Source organism: Serratia sp. JSRIV004 (genome assembly GCF_019968705.1).
GTDB lineage: Bacteria > Pseudomonadota > Gammaproteobacteria > Enterobacterales > Enterobacteriaceae > Chania > Chania fonticola_B.
In genome coordinates, this window is record NZ_CP074140.1 from 1,078,524 (window position 1) to 1,096,978 (window position 18,455).

At 53.3% G+C, this 18,455-nt stretch carries 17 protein-coding genes; 14 read left to right on the forward strand and 3 right to left on the reverse strand.

What is annotated here, in order from left to right; translation table 11 throughout:
* Genes hofC through ppdD form a run of 3 tightly spaced genes read right to left on the reverse strand, consistent with a single transcriptional unit; the run spans position 1 to position 3,086 of the window.
* Positions 1-1,200 (reverse strand): protein transport protein HofC, encoded by a 1,200-nt coding sequence (gene hofC / locus KGP21_RS05095; protein WP_059199747.1) that lies wholly within the window; start codon positions 1,198-1,200, stop codon positions 1-3.
* Positions 1,197-2,633: a type II secretion system protein GspE gene (gene gspE, locus KGP21_RS05100; RefSeq protein ID WP_223537427.1), complete on the reverse strand. Its 1,437-nt coding sequence runs from the start codon at positions 2,631-2,633 to the stop codon at positions 1,197-1,199. The genes hofC and gspE overlap by 4 nt, the downstream gene beginning before the upstream one ends.
* Before the next feature lie 15 nt (positions 2,634-2,648).
* The gene (ppdD, locus tag KGP21_RS05105; protein ID WP_059199749.1) at positions 2,649-3,086 is read right to left on the reverse strand and encodes a prepilin peptidase-dependent pilin; all 438 of its coding nucleotides are present in this window, start codon (positions 3,084-3,086) and stop codon (positions 2,649-2,651) included.
* Positions 3,087-3,696: 610 nt separating this feature from the next.
* Between ppdD and KGP21_RS05110 the strand changes: the two genes are divergently transcribed.
* The 14 genes from KGP21_RS05110 to KGP21_RS05175 all read left to right on the forward strand — a co-directional run bounded on the left by KGP21_RS05110 (position 3,697) and on the right by KGP21_RS05175 (position 18,453).
* On the forward strand, positions 3,697-3,885 hold the full coding sequence (locus tag KGP21_RS05110) for a DUF4762 family protein (RefSeq protein ID WP_071926037.1): 189 nt from the start codon (positions 3,697-3,699) through the stop codon (positions 3,883-3,885).
* A gap of 265 nt (positions 3,886-4,150) precedes the next feature.
* Entirely contained in the window at positions 4,151-4,825 is a 675-nt protein-coding gene (locus KGP21_RS05115; RefSeq protein WP_059199750.1) for a DsbA family protein, read from the forward strand.
* Positions 4,825-5,772 (forward strand): ABC transporter, encoded by a 948-nt coding sequence (locus tag KGP21_RS05120; RefSeq protein ID WP_223537431.1) that lies wholly within the window; start codon positions 4,825-4,827, stop codon positions 5,770-5,772. Before KGP21_RS05115 ends, KGP21_RS05120 begins: the two co-directional genes overlap by 1 nt.
* Before the next feature lie 24 nt (positions 5,773-5,796).
* Positions 5,797-7,932, forward strand: coding sequence for a peptidase domain-containing ABC transporter (locus tag KGP21_RS05125; protein ID WP_115159075.1), 2,136 nt, complete (start codon positions 5,797-5,799; stop codon positions 7,930-7,932).
* Entirely contained in the window at positions 7,932-9,092 is a 1,161-nt protein-coding gene (locus KGP21_RS05130) for an efflux RND transporter periplasmic adaptor subunit (RefSeq protein ID WP_223537433.1), read from the forward strand. The genes KGP21_RS05125 and KGP21_RS05130 overlap by 1 nt, the downstream gene beginning before the upstream one ends.
* A complete protein-coding gene (locus tag KGP21_RS05135; RefSeq protein WP_059199754.1) occupies positions 9,085-11,040 on the forward strand; it encodes an ABC transporter permease in 1,956 nt (651 codons plus the stop codon). The genes KGP21_RS05130 and KGP21_RS05135 overlap by 8 nt, the downstream gene beginning before the upstream one ends.
* Before the next feature lie 86 nt (positions 11,041-11,126).
* Positions 11,127-12,422 carry an efflux transporter outer membrane subunit gene (locus KGP21_RS05140; protein WP_371822175.1) on the forward strand — a complete coding sequence of 432 codons (1,296 nt, stop codon included), beginning with the start codon at positions 11,127-11,129 and terminating at the stop codon, positions 12,420-12,422.
* Between the two features lie 12 nt (positions 12,423-12,434).
* Positions 12,435-13,685, forward strand: a complete 1,251-nt coding sequence (locus KGP21_RS05145; RefSeq protein ID WP_094982142.1) for a beta-ketoacyl-[acyl-carrier-protein] synthase family protein — start codon at positions 12,435-12,437, stop codon at positions 13,683-13,685.
* Positions 13,682-14,491 carry a MaoC/PaaZ C-terminal domain-containing protein gene (locus KGP21_RS05150; protein WP_071926038.1) on the forward strand — a complete coding sequence of 270 codons (810 nt, stop codon included), beginning with the start codon at positions 13,682-13,684 and terminating at the stop codon, positions 14,489-14,491. The genes KGP21_RS05145 and KGP21_RS05150 overlap by 4 nt, the downstream gene beginning before the upstream one ends.
* Positions 14,492-14,507: 16 nt before the next feature.
* Positions 14,508-14,756, forward strand: a complete 249-nt coding sequence (locus tag KGP21_RS05155; RefSeq protein ID WP_021179352.1) for an acyl carrier protein — start codon at positions 14,508-14,510, stop codon at positions 14,754-14,756.
* Positions 14,757-14,760: 4 nt separating this feature from the next.
* Positions 14,761-15,495 carry an SDR family NAD(P)-dependent oxidoreductase gene (locus KGP21_RS05160; RefSeq protein ID WP_209528848.1) on the forward strand — a complete coding sequence of 245 codons (735 nt, stop codon included), beginning with the start codon at positions 14,761-14,763 and terminating at the stop codon, positions 15,493-15,495.
* Between the two features lie 352 nt (positions 15,496-15,847).
* Positions 15,848-16,408 carry a tyrosine-type DNA invertase gene (locus KGP21_RS05165; RefSeq protein WP_094982140.1) on the forward strand — a complete coding sequence of 187 codons (561 nt, stop codon included), beginning with the start codon at positions 15,848-15,850 and terminating at the stop codon, positions 16,406-16,408.
* A gap of 464 nt (positions 16,409-16,872) precedes the next feature.
* Positions 16,873-17,421 (forward strand): tyrosine-type DNA invertase, encoded by a 549-nt coding sequence (locus tag KGP21_RS05170; RefSeq protein WP_039995509.1) that lies wholly within the window; start codon positions 16,873-16,875, stop codon positions 17,419-17,421.
* A 498-nt stretch (positions 17,422-17,919) separates the two neighbouring features.
* Positions 17,920-18,453, forward strand: a complete 534-nt coding sequence (locus KGP21_RS05175) for a fimbrial protein (protein ID WP_059199759.1) — start codon at positions 17,920-17,922, stop codon at positions 18,451-18,453.
* The last annotated feature ends 2 nt before the right edge of the window (positions 18,454-18,455 follow it).

Below are 18,455 nucleotides of genomic sequence, written 5' to 3' on the forward strand. Positions count from 1 at the left end.
TTACCCCAGTACATTCCCCAGTTGGAATATCGGCAAATACATCGCGATCACCAACGTACCTACAATCCCGCCAACCACTATCATCAACAAAGGTTCCAGCGTTTGCGCCAGCGTATCGGCGAGTTCATAGGTCTGTTGTTCGTGCCAAAGCGCCAGCTTGTCCAACAGGACATCGAGCGTGCCGGATTCTTCCCCCACCCGCACTAATTGCTGGCATAGCGAAGGAAACAGCGGCTGTTGAGCTAGTGCGCTATGGAAAGGATACCCTTGAGAGAGCTGCTGTTCAATCGCCGTCAGCGCTTGGCAATAAAACACAATATTCACCGAAAGTTTCGCGGCGCTTAGCCCTGCCACCAGCGTCAATCCGGCCTGCTGCGTCATGGCCAGAATACGGAACACCTGGCTCAGGCAATTGCCCTTGACCAACGAGGCAATCAACGGAATGCGTAGCAACATTGCCTGCTCACGTTGTTGCCAATCGGCTAACGGATGCAACCTACGCCAATAAAATCCTGCCAGCCCAGCCACCGTGAGCAACAGATAAGGCCCGGTAGCAATCAATGCGCCGGACAGTGCCAGCAGCCTTTGAGTAAACCAGGGCAACGGGGCGTCAAATGACTGATAAATCTTGGCAAACTCTGGCAGCACCATCACCAACATCAGTATGGTGACTGAAATGGCCACCAGGCAGATAAACAGCGGGTAGCGCAGCGCCTTCAGCACTTTTTTCTGTAGCCTTTGCTGAGCTTCTTGTTGCTGTGCCAACTGTAGGCAGCAGCGATCCAGATTACCCGTCAATTCGCCGATGGCGATCAGTTGGCGGTAGATTAGCGGGAATACGCGATGTTGGTCTGCGATCACCTCGGAAAAGGGTTGCCCCATCGCCACGCTATTGCTGATTTCCAGCAACAGACAGCGCCAGGCCGCCGACTGATGCTCCTGAGCCAGCAACTGTAGGCTATTGACCAACGGTAACCCGGCTTGCAGCAGAGTTGCCAACTGACGGGTGAATTGGATCATCGGCTCGCCACGCCATTGACGTGCGGAGACCCGTTTCCCCGCCCCCAACTGGTAAGGCTGCAATCCTTGCTCCAGCAAATGCTGATAGACCTGATTTTTCTCCTCCGCCAGCAGTTCGCCACTGCGAATTCCACCTTGGCTATCGATGGCTTGCCAAACAAACAGACGGCGAGTTTTCATGCTGTACTCTCACCTTGAGTGTTCACCCCGACTACGCGGTACAGTTCCTCCAGCGAGGTTATTCCCTTGGCGACCAGCTCCAGGCCCGCTTGTAGCAGCGTTGTTTGGCCCTGCTGCTGTGCTATATCGGCCAACTGGATCACCGAGGCATTTTGCATCAGGGCATTTTGGATTTCGGGTGTGATCTTCAGCAGTTCGTAAACGCCGATCCGGCCGTAATAACCGCCAAAGCAATGCTCACAGCCAGCTGCACGCCACGGGATCAGGGGTTCCGGCCAAAGGGTAGCCGGGAAGTGCAGGATCTCAACTTGTGGATAGCGGCAATGGGGGCACAAACGTCGCACCAGGCGCTGGGCGATCACCAGTTTCAGGCAGGCCGCCAGCAGGTAACCGGGAATGCCCATTTGGGTCAGGCGGGTCAACGTTTCGCAGGTGGAGTTGGTGTGCAGGGTCGATAGCACCAAATGCCCGGTTTGTGCCGCCTTGACGGCAATTTCTGCCGTTTCTTTATCGCGGATCTCGCCGATCATGATGACATCCGGATCCTGGCGCAGCAGGGCCCGTAACACGCGAGCGAAGTCCAGATCGGTTTTGCTGTTGATCTGCGTCTGGTTAATACCGAACACCGGGATCTCGATGGGATCTTCAACGCTGCACAGGTTGCTCTGCGCATCGTTCAGCTGGCGTAACCCGCTGTACAGCGTCACGGTTTTACCGCTGCCAGTCGGGCCGGTTACCAGGATCATGCCTTGCGGGTTGCAGAGGGCATTGGCATACCACCCAAGTGCTTCCAGACTCATACCAAGCTGCTCGAGCGGCAGCTCCTGGCGATCGGTTTGCAGGATCCTCAGTACCACCTTTTCGCCATACAGCGTGGGTAAGGTGGAGATCCGCATTGAGAAACTGGCATTATCCAGCTGCACGCTGAGTTGGCCGTCCTGTGGCAGGCGGCGCTCGGCGATATCCAGTTGCCCCATGATCTTCAGCCTGGCAGTGATCCTGGCCGCCAGAGAAAAGGGCGGAGAGGCGATCGCCTGTAGCACACCGTCGATCCTGAGTCTGACGCGGAATCGCTGCTGATAAGATTCAAAATGCACGTCAGAGGCACGCCGTTGAATGGCGCTACGCAGCGTTTGGTTAATAAATTGCACCACCGGCGTGTCGCTGTCGTCGTTTAGCGAAGGGGGCCGCTCCTCGGTATTTTCCGGCGGTGGAACCAGGGCGAGGGATTGCCGCTGATTCTGTGCCTGTTCCAGCCGCGCAACGGGCCATTGCTCAATCCCCACGCTTTTGCCGGTGGCGAAACGCAAAGCGCTCACCAGTGCCGCAGGGATTTCACCATGCAGGGCGATAGTCAGCCGCTGCTCGTCTTCGCTGAGTGCCAGTGCCTGATAGCGTTGGCACAGCGTGTGGATTTCATCGCTGATTTCCATGCCGTCCCTCCTTTACTACTGCGCTGCATCATCAAAACGGAAAACTTCCTGGCAGGTTTCCTGCAGGCTGGAGTTACTACTGCTGCATTGGCGCGTCCAGCGCATCGGGCCGGTGGAGTCCATTGTGGGAGCCAGGGTCACCGTCAGGCCTTGCAGGCTCTGTGTGCCGACCAGGCTGATGGTTCCCCCGGTGACTTTGATACTGCTGACGTAACGTGTTGTCGCTCCTGCAGGGATCCCTTTGCTGCCAGCATCGCAGCCAGACGGGCCACCGCCTTCCAATGCGCACAATTCAACCGCCATTTTGTACGGCACCATGGCCTGCAACATATCGGTCATGGCGGCCTTCTGGATATAGCGCTGATAGGCGGGGATGCCAATGGCGCTGAGGATGGCGACGATGGCAATCACCACCATCAATTCGATTAGGCTAAAACCGCGTTGTGTTTCCATCTGTTATTTCCTCCGTGTCATCAGGAGGCAACGTTAAAATGGCCAACGGCAGGTAGCGAGGGAGGAATGCGGATTATGCGTGGCTGTTCCACCACAATACGTCCGTGTTACGCGGCGTTGAAAAATAATGCGTAGTGCATCACAACCGGGAGGAAATGATGCCTGTTTGCGTATTACCTCATCCGCCAGAGCCGTTGACTAAGCTGGAAAGCGTCCGTTTTTTATCTAAAATTTTCCACTCACAAGGTATGATTATTCTTATGAGGTAAGAATGATCCTGTATTTGGCTTTTTTTAATTAATGCGATAATGATAGGGTTTAACCCTGTTTTTTAGAGTGTGGTACCTGTTTTTTCTAAGAATACTCCTTTATCAATAATTCCGTAATATAATTCTTATATAATATTTATCAATAAAAATACCATTGATCTGCTTTGGAGATCACGGTATCTTTGCCCTCGCCGTAACAGAGAAGTTAATAAATATCATCTATTCTGCGCTTTAATAAAGGCATGGGTTATCGTGCCTTTATATTGAGCGTAGATTTGTTCTATCGTTGATGATAGACATAACTAGGGCTATTTATTTCACTTTTATATAAGGATGATGTTGTGAAAAAATTAAACGTTTCTGAAGCTAGCACAATCGTTGGCGGCACTTGCAAAACCTGTAGCGTTGAGTATGTAAACATTACCCCAACTACTTGTAATGCGGTTACCACTTGTGTAGACAAAGATGGCAAGGTTGTTAGCGTTGACAGCAAGCCAGTTCCACTGAGCAGCTGCCCTGCCCAGCCATAATGTAAACATTGGTTCCCTGTCTGACAGGGACTGATGCCAGTGCTGGTGCGGTGAGGTTTATCGCATCAGCCTGTTTGATTCTCGTGCATTTTTAATGGACAGGGATGTGACTGCTGCAAGGATTATTGCAGCCTGCCTGACTAAAACAATCAATATCCCTCCGTTATTAAGTGCTAATCGATTTACCCTTATACATTAAGGTTTGTGATTATTCACACGCAACCTTGAAAGATATTGGGTATATGTAATTTAGGACGTAGCGCTCATGTTCAAGAAGCCCTTTTATCTTTTCGCCTATACCCTTTTGGTTATTATTATATCTTCGCTGATCACTACGGCTTATTTCCACTATTTTGTGCTGAATCAGAATGCCGGTCCTGAACAACAGGCTCTGACCATGGTCAGCGAGAGCGACGTTAAAACCAGCCCGATAAACACGGATAATACGATTATCGAGATCTTCTCTTACGGCTGCCACTATTGCGCCTTGAACGAAGAGAATGTTGCCAAGATGGAAGCGCGGATGCCCGCCGGGACTCAACTGGTCCGTGTGCATATCGCCAACCAAAACAATGATGGCCTGGCGAGCTTTGCCCCGTTGTTTGCCACGCTGACGGTGATGGGCATTGAACCACAGCACCGTGAGAGCGCTTATAACGCCATTATCAAAGGTAAAATTGATTTAAGTAACCCGGTCAATCGCGATAAATGGTTAACGAAAAACGGTATCGATCTTGATGCCTATAACAAAGCAAGCCAGACACCGCAGGTAGCAGAGCTACTGGACTATATGACCAAAGTATCCGGGCATTACAAAATCAGGGCGACCCCAACGTTTATCGTCAACAAAAAGTGGATGGCCGTGCAGGATCGCGATTTCCCTGAGTTTGCCGATCATCTGCTGTCATTGTTGCAGAATGATAAACCGCTGGAGAAATAATGCGTTTATTTGCCGTATGGATATATCTGACGTGGAGAGAGGCGCTCACAGGCATTGCTCGCGGTTTGTTGCCCTTGCGCAGGGCATACGGCAAGACGGTTTGTTGGCTGCTGCGCCATGGCAGCTACCGTTGGTTCCTTGGGCTGGCGGCACTGGGCCGCTGGCTGCGATTAGGTAACCGGGGCGATCGTCGGCGCGCCTTTGTGGCCGAGGCGAACAAGCAATCCCTGCTCGGGGCTGACTACCAAGGGAATTTTGCCCGCACCAGTCAGCGCCGCCGTTTACTGGAGCTGGCCGCAACCTACGGTCAGAGCCCTCAGGTCGCAGCTCAACTGGCTCGCTGCCAGGCAGAACTTAATGCGGTCGTCGAGCCTTTGCATCAGGCTGGGCACCCAGTGGTGCTGGCACCGCTGCATATGCTCTCTGACGTGCTGGCCGGTATGGTCGGTGCGGGGGTATTTCCGGGAAAGGCGACGGCCATTGTCTCCGTGAGCGTGGAGGTGTATCACGCCAAGGCGCGGGAATTAGGGGGCGTTAATCTGTCCTACTGCTCGATCCATGATGATAACCGTGAAATTGCCGGCAATCTGATGGGGGCGATTATGGAAGCGGCCGATCATCAACGCAATATCATGATTTTTCCGGATATCTCGCCGGATTACACCGTCAATACCAATACGGCGCAAACGGCAAAGCTCAGTTGTCGTCTGTTTGATCGCCCGGCCAATTTGCACAGCGGCGTGATCCGCATTGCCCGAGCGCTGTCGGCGCAGGTGGTGTTTTATTACCTGTATTACGACAAAGAGATAAAAATCCACATTGACCCGCCGATGCCGGCGCGCAGTGTGAAGGCCAGGCTGCCGGAAATTGTTGAGAGTTCGATCGTCCGCCACCCCGAGGACTGGCTGTTATGGCACGCACATTCGTTATTTTTTATCAATGAATAAACCGGAAATTGAAGAAGTCAGATCATGGAAAAGATAATCCCGACGCTGGTCTTTCAAGGCGAAACTAACGAATGTGGGCTGGCCTGCATCGCCATGATGGCGGAAACCCAGGGGATTGATGTCTCGCTGGAAAGCCTGCGTGAACGCTATCCGGCCTCGCAGCATGGCACCTCGCTGGCCAGGCTGTGCGATATCATGGGCGAATTGGCGATGCCCGCTTATCCCGTGGCTTTTGAGCATGACGAACTGGCAGAACTGCCGCTGCCCGCCATTTTGCATTATGGCGCCAGCCATTACGTGGTGCTGGCCTACCGTAAAGGCAACCATGTCTGCGTCATGAATCCGGGCATCGGCCAACAACTGCTGCCTATCGATGCGTTAAAGCTGGACATCAGCGGTTTTGCGCTGGTGCTGGACAATGAAACCCAGCCCGATCCGCAGGCGCTGGCCAACGTGCAGCGCAGTAAACGCTTTCGCATGTTCGACACCATGAGTCTGAAAGAAACGGCACGTATCCCCGGCATTTACCGGTTGATGATACTGGCGTTTCTAATCTCGTTAACCCTGTTTATCATGCCGACGATGGTCAGTAGCGCCATCAACCAGGTCTTTTCCTCTGCGGGAAAAACAGATTTCCCCTATTTTTACTTCCTGCTGGCGTTTGTCGTTTCGACCACGTTGGCCTTCGGCGTGCGCTGGATCACCGAGCGATTTATTAAACGCTTTGTGGTGGTCAACAGCGTGGCGGGCTTCTCGCGCTTGCTGAGTAACTCGCTGAACTTCTTTGATAAACGTGCACCAGGTGACGTGTTTAGCCGCTTTGCCAGTTGGCAGATGGCCTCGGGCATTAAAATCGAGCTGGATAACGGCCTGCGTACCGACTGGATCATCGGTGCCATCGCGCTAGCGGTGATGTGCTACATGAGTCCACTGCTGGCCATGGTGTCTGGTATCAGTGTCACCCTGATGGGGCTGGTTAGCATCTGGGCCATCTATCGTGACCGCTATTTTACCCAGCAAATGCAGGTCAAAACGGCCGATCAGAGCGACTTTATCCTGGAGAGCATTCAAGGGTTCGCCACCATCAAGTCTGCTGGGCTCGATAGTCAACGCAAGGGCCTGTTTGCCAAATATGCCCTGGCGCTGTTTACCTGCCGCCAGCAACAGAGAATGTACGAGCAGGTCAAAAGCAGCCTGTATCAGCTGATCGGCAGCCTGGAGATGGTGCTGTTTATGTTCCTGGCGCTGCCGTTGTTGAAAAACGAAACTATCACGCTCGGGGAGTTCTTTGCCTATAGCTTTGTGCGTGAAATTTTCACCTCTTACATCACCAAAATTTTCTATTCCATCCTGCAAAAGAATCAGCTGAACGTGATTGATACCCGCGCGCGGGATCTGTTTCCGTCACGTTCTGCACCGGAGTCAGGCAATGATGCGGTCCCTGCGCCCATCCCGTCGTTCACCTCGCTGCTGCGTTATCACCATATCGCCTTTGCCTATGACGCCCAGCAACCGGTGCTGCACGATCTTTCGCTGTCGCTCACGCCGGGCCAAAGCATTGCCATTGTCGGTGAATCTGGCGCGGGTAAAAGCACCTTGCTGAAGGTGATGACCGGCCTGATGCCACCACAGCAAGGGGACGTCATGGTGGATGGTCAGCCGCTCGATTATCAGCAGGTGCATGCGCTGTTCTTCCTGCAAAGCCAGGAGGACATCTTGTTCAATGCCACGGTGTTGGAAAACATCACGCTGTTTGATGAGAACTTTAATGAGCAAAAGCATCGGCAGATTGAGCGCTCGCTGGAGGGGCTGAATCTTGCCCCGGTGATCGAGAAATTGCCGGGCGGCCTGAATGCCCTGATCCGTGAAAGCCATGCTGGGCTGTCTCAGGGGCAACGCCAACGTCTACTGTTGGCTCGGGCCATGTACAGCGATCGCCCGGTGCTGGTGCTTGATGAACCTACGGCCAATCTGGATGAAGAAACGGCGCATCAGGTGATGGCCACTTTGCTGGCGCATTGTCGCGAACGGCATAAAACGTTGATCACCGTGACGCACAGCGAGAGCGTATTACCGATGTTTGATCGGGTGTTCCGCGTGAGCAATGGCCATGTGGCCAGCGTCGAAACATCACCGACACTGACTACGGCGGTGTGCTGATGAAGCTGAAGATGTTTGGCAAGGCTCGCCGTCTGGTAATGCTCGCCTTGCTGTGCCTGGTGGCCTTGATCGGCGCGATCGTCTGGTACGCCAGTGTACCCACGCAGGAAAATGCCTATGACACCGAAGAGATCACCCGTGGCGATATTGAAAAAACCGTGCTTGCCACCGGCATTCTTAAACCTGCACTGCAGGTCAGCGTGGGTGCCCAGGTTAACGGACAATTGCAAAAGCTGTATGTGAAGCAGGGCGATCGTGTCACCCGCGGGCAACTGCTGGCGGAAATCGACCCGACCTTGCAACAAAACGCACTGCGTAAATCTGAGGCAGCCCTGCAAAGTGCCGAAGCACAAAAACAAGTCACCCAGGCAACGCTTAAACAGTATCAACAGGAGCTGAAGCGTCAGCAAAAGCTGGATCGTGATGGTTCTGGGGTGAAAAGCGAATTGGAAAAGGCGCAGGCGCAGTTCCAAACCCAGGTTGCCCAGTTGAAGGTCAACGATGCGCAGATCGTCCAGGCGCAGATGGAGCTGGAAACCGCCAAGGCCAATCTGGGCTTTACCCGTATCGTTGCGCCGATCGACGGTGAAGTGCTGGGGATCGTCACCAAGGAAGGGCAGACCATCGTGTCGTCACAGACCGTCCCGACCATTCTGGTGCTGGCGGATGTGGATACCATGACGGTACACACCCGTATTTCAGAGACCGATATCCTGAAGGTACGCGTGGGGCAACCGCTGTGGTTCTACGTGGTGGCCGATCCCAAGCAGCGTTACGAAAGCGTGATGGGCTCGATCCAGGAAGCGCCAAGCGACGCTTTGCGGGAAGATAACCCGTCCAGTTCCTCTAATCAGCAAGCCTCGGCGGTGTATTACAGTGGGGTATTTGCCATTGCCAACAGCAAACGTCTGCTGCGTACCTCTATGACCGCTCAGGTATTTATCATTACCGAGCAGGCGAAGAACGCCCTGCGTGTCCCGGTGGCTGCCTTTGGTGAACAACAGGGTAAAGATCGTTATCAGGTGCAGGTGATGAACGGCAAACAGCTTGAATCACGATGGGTTCGCATCGGCTTGAACGACCGCCAGTTTGCCGAAGTGAAAGAAGGACTGAAAGAGGGCGACCGCGTGGTGTTGATGGGGAGCGCTAGCAATGGTTAAGCCAACCCCTGCGCTGATTTCACTGAGCGGGATCTCACGTCATTTTGTCTCCGGATTGCAGACGGTAGCGGTGCTGAAAAATGTCTCCCTATCCATCCAGCCTGGCGAGATGGTGGCGATCGTGGGGGCGTCCGGCTCGGGGAAATCCACGCTGATGAATATCATCGGCTGCCTGGATAAGCCAACCGAGGGGGAGATGCAGATCAAGGGGATCTCCACCCAACTCGCCAGCAGTGAGCAGTTGGCCCAGTTACGCAGCCAGTACATCGGGTTTATTTTCCAACGCTATCACCTGATGCCGTACCTGAGCGCCAGCGAAAACGTCGCCATTCCTGCCCTGTATACCGCCATGCCAGCGGCGGAGCGTCAGACGAGGGCTGAATACCTGCTTACCCGGCTTGGGTTGCAACAGCGGATGAACTACAAACCGGCGCAGCTCTCCGGCGGGCAACAGCAGCGCGTCAGTATTGCCCGAGCGTTGATGAACGGGGCCGAAATCATTCTGGCCGATGAACCGACGGGGGCGCTCGATCGCGCCAGTGGGCAGGAGTTAATGGAGATTCTGCACTCTCTGCATCGCTCGGGGCACACCATCATTATCGTCACTCACGATCGGGATGTCGCCAATCAGGCGCAGCGTATTATCGAAATCAGCGACGGTGAAATTATTGCCGATAGGCGCAATGAAGCGGTTGCACCACTGGAAACCCGTCCCGTATTGCCGGTGGTTGCTGCTACTGGGCGTAACCCGTTCTGGCAGAGCGTGCAAGAGGCGATCAAGATGGCCTGGCGTGCGCTGATGGGGCACCGTGCCAGAGCCTTCCTGTCGATGCTGGGCATCATTATCGGCGTCTCCTCCGTGGTGTCGTCGATGGCGGTGGGTGAGGGTGCAAGGCAAAATATTCTCAGGGAGATCGGCCAACTGGGCAACAGTACGTTGGAAATCCGCCCTGGTGAAGGGAGAGGGAAAGTGCGCCCTGACTTTGCGCGCGCATTGAAGGTTTCCGATGTAGAACTGTTGGCTCGCCAGCCTTATGTCGACAGTGTATCGCCAGTGGTCAGCACAGCGGTTACCGCGGTGCGCGGTGGCAAAGAGGTTACGGTGGCGATTTCCGGCATCAGCAATGCCTATTTCCGCGTGCAGGGCCTGCATTTTATCTCTGGTAACGGTTTTACCCAGCGCGATCTGGACGAGCGGGAACCGGTGGTGATTATTGATCCGGAATTACGCGATACGCTGTTTGAAACGGATGAAACACCAGAAGGGGAAATCATCCAGCTTGGCGGTACGCCTTACCGGGTGATCGGCGTTGCCGAACGTAAAGGCGGCAAATTCAGCGGCATGATGCTGGGCGCCTGGATGCCCTATACCGCGCTGCTGGAGCGTATGTCCGGTGATATGCCGATCGAGTCCATGACCTTGCGTGTACGTGACGGGCTTTCACCGAATGAGGTTCAGGGACGCGTGGAAAAACTAGTAGAACAGGCTCATGGCCAGCGTGACTTTTACACCCAGACCAACGATCAGATGACGCAGGCCATCCGCAAGGCGTCGGATTCGATGAATCTGTTGATCACCGCTATTGCCGGGATTTCACTGCTGGTGGGAGGCGTTGGTGTGATGAACATCATGCTGGTGTCGGTCACCGAGCGTACCCACGAGATTGGCATTCGTCTTTCGGTCGGTGCGCGGCCAGCGGACATTATGCGCCAGTTCCTGATTGAGGCAATGGTGATCTGCTCGCTTGGCGGGCTGATCGGCATTATTGGCTCCGGGTTGGCCGGGATGATCTTCTCGTGGGTAACCAAAGAGTTCACCATGATCTTTACCTGGCCACCGTTGGTACTTGCCTGCGGGTTCTCTGCACTGATCGGCCTGGGTTTTGGCTTCTTCCCGGCGCGCAATGCGGCACGTCTTCATCCCACGGAGGCGCTGGCACGCGAATGACGAACAACAAACTTTCTCTGGTGATGCTGTTGCCCCTGCTGCTGAGCGGTTGTGGCTCGTTGACGAAAAGCGACTATCAGCGGCCAATGTTGTCGGTGCCCGCTGAGTGGCGAGTGCAGGATACCGGTTCTGGCTATCTGCAACACACTGACCACTGGTGGGATAACTTCGCGGATCCACAGCTCTCGATGCTGATCGGACGCGCGCTGACCAGCAACAACGATCTGGCCATCGCGGGCATACAGCTCCAGCAGGCCCGATTGGCGGCCGGGTTAACCGATACCAACTTAACGCCTGATGTTTCAGTTAAGGGTAACGCCAACAACAGTAAAAACCTGCGTAGCAATACCACCCCGACGGAGTCTTACAGCACGACGTTGTCGCTGAGCTATGAGCTGGATCTGTGGGGGAAATTGGCACGTGCCAGAGAACAGGCGCAGTGGCAGGCTGAAGCCACGGAGCAGGATCGGCAAAACACCGCGCTAACGCTGATCGGCAATACGGCGCAGTATTATTGGCAGATCGCCAACCTTAACCAGAAGATAAAACAGCAGCAAGCGGGCCTGGAAATCAGCCAGCAGACGCTGGCACTGGTGCAGTCACGTTATGCTTCCGGTGCTGCCGGACAGCTCGATCTGTTACAGGCGAAACAGTCGTTGCTTAATCGCGAGAACACCTATCGCACGTTGCAACAGCAGCGGGAAGAGAACCGTAATGCGCTGGCGATCCTGTTTAACCGTTCGCCCACCGATCGCCAGGCAGAGCGCAGCTCGCTGGACATCAATCAGGATGTGCCAATTGCCAAAGTGCTGCCGGTTGAGGTCATTGCCCGCCGTCCAGACGTGAAGGCGGCGGAAGGGCGTTTGCGAGCAGCCCTGGCCGGTTCGGATGTGGAGCGTTTAAGCTTCTATCCATCGCTGTCACTGGCTGCGTCACTCGGCTCTGCCAGCAGCATTTTCTCTCAATGGTTCAGCAATCCTGTCAGGACGCTGGGAGCCAACGCTGCGCTGCCGTTTGTGCAGTGGAACACGGTGCAATTGACCATTGAGAAATCCAATCTTGACGTCAAACAGGCGGCGATCGTCTTCCGCAGCAAGGTTTATAGCGCGCTGTCCGACGTGGATAACGCCATGTCGCAACGGCTCAGCTATCAACAGCAAAAAATCAATCAGCAACAGAATCTGCAGCTTAGCCAGCAGCGGCTGGTATTGGCTAGAAGCCAGTACCAGGCGGGGGCGGTCTCTTTCCAGAGCTTGCTGGATGCCGAGGACGATTTGCTGACCATCGAAACCAATTTGTCAGATCTACAGTACAACTACCTCAATGCCACCATGAAACTGTGGCTGGCGTTGGGCGGCGGTGTGGAAAAAACGGTGATATAACAGGATGAAGTCATGAATAAAGATGCTTTGCCACGTCGCGTGGTGGTTACAGGTTTCGGTGCGGTCACACCATTAGGGATGAATGCCGAGCAAAGCTGGGCAGCGATCATGGATTATCAACTGGGCTATCGCCATGTCGATATGTCTGCCAAGGGGATCCAGTCACGTTTCTTCGGCGTGATCGACGATGAACCCAGCCTGAAGGGCGTCCCGGCGGCGATCCGCCGTCGTCTGCCACGTTTTGCCCGTCTTGCGCTGGGGGCGGCCCGCGAAGCGATGGAGATGGCCTTCCACGGTGAGAGCCCGGCGGCGTATTACGATCTGCTGGACTGCGGCACTATCATCGGCAGCGGCTGGGCGGGTCAGGATGAAACCCATCTTAACTACGAAGGCTATCTGCGTACGGGGTTGGGCTCACCGTTTGGCTGCTTCCTGTCCATGCCGAATGCGGCTACGGCAGCGTGCAGCCTGTTCTGGGGCCTGCGTGGTTATCAAAATAGCCCGATTGCCGCCTGCGCCACCGGAACGATCGCCATTGGTGATGCGGCCGAGGTGATCCGCAGCGGCCGTGCGTCGATGATGTTGGCCGGTGCCGGTGAGTCGTTGCGTACCGATGCAGCCGTGTGGAACATCGATATTCTGCGCGCCCTGGCAAGTGAACAGGAGGATGCTAGCAAGGCCTGCTGCCCCTTTAGCCTCGATCGTAACGGCTTTGTGCTGTCTGAGGGAGCTGCCGTACTGTGTCTTGAAGAGCGCGAAGCCGCACTGGCGCGTGGGGCAACGATCTTTGGGGAGATCAAAGGCTACGGCAACTACTCCGATGCCTTTGATTTTACCGCGCCAGCGGAAGACAAGATTGCCCGGGTGAAAACCATCCAGCACGCGCTGTACCAGGCTGGGGTGACGGCGGAAGATATCGATTATATCAATGCCCATGGCACGTCCACGCCGCTCAACGATCTGAATGAGACCCAGGCAATCAAGCTGGCCTTTGGCGAGGCGGCCTACCGCACGCCGCTTTCCAGCACCAAGTCTTACTCTGGACACCTGATTGCGGCGGCGGGCAGTTTTGAGTCCATTATCTGCCTGCAGGCGTTGCAGCATCAGTTGATGCCAGCCACCTGTAACCTGAAAAATGCCGATCCGGAGTGCGATCTGGATTACATCAGTGAAGGGCACCGCCCGGCCAAATTGCAGAACATCCTGAATCTGAGCTTCGGCTTCGGTGGTGCCAACGCGGCGCTGGTCATTGGGCAGGCATGAGCATGATCCTCAACTACACCCTGCGCGATGCCGAGGAGTGGGCCGCCTTTTCCGGTGACTACAACCCGATCCACTTTGATCTGCAACACGTCCGCAAAATGGGGGCCGATCAATTGAGCGTTCACGGGATGCGGGCAATGCTGGATATGAAACGTCAGTTGAGTGCGGCGCTGCTTGCCAGCCCGCCGGAACATGACTTTTATGTATTCAGTACCCGCATGCGTCGGCCGGTGCTGTGCCAGACGCCGTATGACTTGCTGATTGGGGCTAACGGCAAACAGATCACCGGCGAGTTGTTGGATTGCGCGACGCAGAAAAACTGCTTCAACAGCAAGCTGGCTGCGGGCCGCCCGTTGGAACTGGCGGCTTGCAATCACGAACATGCGCTGACCGTGGCCGAGGTGATGGCGCTTTGCCAGCCCTTCCCGGGGCAGGCATTGGAAGCCACGCAGGCGTGGAGTTTTTTCGATGCCCTGCTGTTCCAACTGTTGGTCAAGTCTCCGGAAACGTTGGCGGCGCTAGCCACCGCATTACCTGAACTCCGGGCCGCCACGTTGATCGACGTGTTTGCCCAGATCCCGGTGGTGCAAACGCACCATGAAACTCACTTCAGCGCCCGTTTGTTTACCCCCACGGCGCTGTTTGAATCCGAAGATCGGTTGTATTACCACATCCAGCCGATGCTGATTATTGGGGATAGAAGCAACGGGTTTGTGCTACGTGCGGTGATCGAGGCCAGAACGCAGCAGTATCCGTTGCTCGTCACCTCGGTGACCTTAAAAACATGGCCATTGGCCGACAATTAACTACAGGGATTTCATCATGGAAAAGTATCAACAGGTTTATGACACCGTCACTGAAATGATTTGCGATGCCAAAGATCTCGAAATGAGCGATCTGTCGCCAGAGATGCCGCTGCATCAGTTGAAGCTGGACAGCCTGGACTATGTGGAGTTGATGGTGTTGGCCAAACGTGAGTTTGGGGCCACGCTGACTGCCGAAATGTTCATCGACAAGCCGAATATGACGCTGGGTGAACTGTGTCAAAGCCTGGTCGACGCGCAACAGTGATCCTATGACTAAACAATGGGTGTTAGTGACTGGCGGTAGCCGGGGGATTGGTCGGGCGTTGGTGGAGGAGTTGGCCAGGCAGTGGAACGTGGTGTTCACCTGCCGTAGTGGCTCTGAGGCGGAGTCGGCAGTTATAGAAGCTTGCGCGGGTTTGTCGGGGTTGGTGGAGAGCTGTGTCTGTGACGGCAGCGATGAGCAGGCAGTGGATGTTGTGGCTCCACAACTGCTGGCTCGCCTTGGCGCGCCTTTTGCGGTGATCCATAACGCCGGGATCACGCAGGATGGTTTGCATATCCAGCAAACCGGGGAGCGCTGGCGGCAGGTGATCGACACCAACCTCAACGCCATCTTCTACTGGAATCGGCACCTGTTGCCCGCCATGATGGCGCAGGGGGAAGGGGCGATGGTGCTGATGTCTTCGGTGACGGGCATCAAGGGCAACATCGGGCAAACGGCCTATGGGGCCAGTAAGGCGGCGATGATCGGCCTGGGGAAATCTCTGGCGCTGGAAGTGGCCCGTTTTGGTATCCGGGTGAACTGTCTGCTGCCCGGGATTATCGAAAGCGAGATGACGCAGGCCATTCCGCCGGAGGCGCTGAAGGCGCTGCGCAAGCAAATCCCTCTACGCCGCCTGGGCAAAGCCAGCGAAGTAGCGCGTACCACCGCGTTTCTCATCGGAGATGATAGCCGTTATATGACAGGCCAAAGCCTGATCCTTGACGGGGGTTTGACCGTCTAAGGTAAGCCTGATTAACTCTTCTATTGGGGTATCTCTGCATACCCCAAGCGTTTTCGATAACTCCCTATTTCCTTACTTCAGAGCATCTACGATCACCCCCTCCTTCTATCAAATGGTGAGTCTAGCTTACGGTTTGCGTGGTTAAATAAAGCACCGATGTTAGAATTGCCTGTTGAAAAAACAGACTGTCCCACACGTTATTACTACGATGTGAAATGAATTAATGGCACTAAACCCGCTGAAATTCGATTTATTCCACAAAGTTATGATGAGCATCAGGTTGTAGCTTGACCAGAATTTTCTTATGTCGTTAAATCCAATATCTGGAAAAATGTGTATAGGGAAATACCGCATGTCGGCTAACACCAATCGTAAGTTTTTGAGCATGGATGAAGTACAGCGTTTACTTGATGCAATTCCTGAGCATAAGAATACCGTCCGCGATAAATGTATGTTGCTGGTTTGCTTCATTCATGGATTGCGCGTCTCCGAACTCTGTAATCTGCGCCTGCAAGATTTGGATCTACTTAGCAAAAAATTGTACGTTAATCGCCTGAAAAATGGCTTTTCTGTCCAACATCCGATCCAGCCGCGTGAGCACTCCGCTCTGGTCAGTTGGCTGGCTCTGCGCCCGCAATATCTTGAAGCAGACAGTGATTTTCTGTTTCTTTCACGCCAGGGGGGGCGGCTTTCTCGCCAGCAGATGCATCGCCTGTTTCGCGAGTATGGTGAACTTGCTGGACTGAATGTCCCCGTGCATCCGCATATGTTACGCCACGCCTGTGGCTATGCGCTGGCTGATGGCGGCATCGATACTCGCTTAATCCAGGATTATCTGGGCCATAAAAATATACAGAATACGGTAATTTATACAGCCAGTAACGCGGGGCGTTTTCGTTCGATCAGAATATAATTAAAATCTGCTTGAAAAGCAGTTTATTTAATTCATCTATAATAGTTAGACTCATCCAATCTAGGTTGAGTCTACTATCGTATATATAGCCACCTCTAACCTATTATGCAGTCATGGATAAGAATGTTATGAAGATATAATATATCAATCCAGCGTTGGCTTCCGCACTCATTATTGATAGAGCATTTCATTACATTGAGAATGAGTTTTTTCGGATTTATCTCACACTTAAGAAAGAATAACCCTTTAAATCATAGATCATTGGCTTTTCTATGGCGTTTCTTTTTTTTTGTCGGATATCCTTAGCAATTCCATGGCTGTTGTCTTTTTTCCTCTCCGCTATACTGATTCTGGGATAGGTTGAAGCTGTAGCAACCCTTGCATCAGCGATCCTATGAATCTTGTAGGTATGTAAAAGGATGAATAGCCCTGCACATTTTTTAGTAAAGTCACAGTGAGGCACTATGAATAATCGCAAGCATCTGACTCCTTCCGAAGTTGCGCGTCTGCTAGGAGCTACTCAGCATGGTAAACATGCCGAACGCGATTACTGTTTGATTTGGATGTGTTTTATCCACGGATGTCGCGTCAGTGAGATCAACCGCTGGCGCCTTTCCGATATCGATTTGGAGGGTAAAAGCATTTATATCCATCGCCTGAAAAACGGCTTTTCCACCATTCATCCTTTATATGCCCAAGAACATAAAGCGTTACGCGCCTGGTTAAAGGTCAGACGTACTTATCGAGGCGCCGACAGCGACTGGTTATTCCTTTCCGAGAAAGGGAATCATCTATCCCGCCAGCGTATCTATTGGTTAATGCGTAATTACAGCGAGTTGGCTGGTCTGGAGGTTAACGCCCATCCTCACATGCTGCGACATGGTTGTGGATTCGCGCTGGCCGACCGCGGGATAGATACTCGGTTGATTCAGGATTTTCTTGGGCATAAGAATATTCAGCACACCGTACTTTATACGGCCAGCAACGCGCGGAGATTTAAAGAAGTCTGGTAAACAAATGTAATGATTTAATTCACCCGGTACACTTTGAACTAAACTGTCACGCACTCTAGGGATTATCTTTTCGCGAGTCAACAAATTTGTTGTAGGTACATTCTTAATTTTAAAATAACAATACATATCAATGATTTGTGTTTATTTCTAGCCAGTTATTCATTATTGACCTTCCCCAATAGTGGCTGTTCAAGCCCACTTCTGATGGTTCTATAAAATCCCCCCTCGATACCAAGCATAGCTTTAATTTTTTACTATTGTTTATTAATTGATCACCCATTGGAATTTAATGCTGTTTAAGTGTGATATTTAGCATAAATAATTGGACGGTACACTTTAGTTCAAAATGACTCGTCGGTGCGATAAGGCTTAACGGCTTGATGGGTTATTTAACGGGAGAGGTTCTCGCTTGGAGCTAAATAAACAGGGAACGACATAAGGCTATGTCAAATAATTTTGCTATGCACATGGGTGCATTACATTAAAGGAAAGTGTTGTATGAAAAAGAATCTGATTGCTGTTGCCGTATTGGCCTCCTCTGTGTTTGCCGTTACCGCTGCTGCCGCTGCTGATGGTCAAGTCGATTTCGTTGGTAAAATCACCGATGACGCTTGTGTTGTGACTAACAACCCAAGCAGCCCACTGCAGGTGAATCTGGGTGAAGTCGCTACCACTTCCTTCAACGTGGGCGGCGTTCCGACTGCGGGTGTTAAATCTTCTGCAACCAATTTCACCATCAAATTGACAGGTTGCCCGGCTGCGGCAACTCAAGCTTCAGTCAAATTTGACGGTATCGCTGTATCTGGTGACAACACCGTTCTGGCACTGACTGCTGGTGGCGCAACGGGTGTTGGTATTCAGCTGAGCGATGACGCTAACGCTGTGGTTCCATTGTTTACCGCATCTAAATCATATCCACTGGTTGTGGGTAACAACGATCTGAACTTCGTTGCACGCTATATCTCTACCTCCGCCACCATCACTTCTGGTGTTGCGAACTCCACCGCTAGCTTCACCCTTAACTACAACTAAGA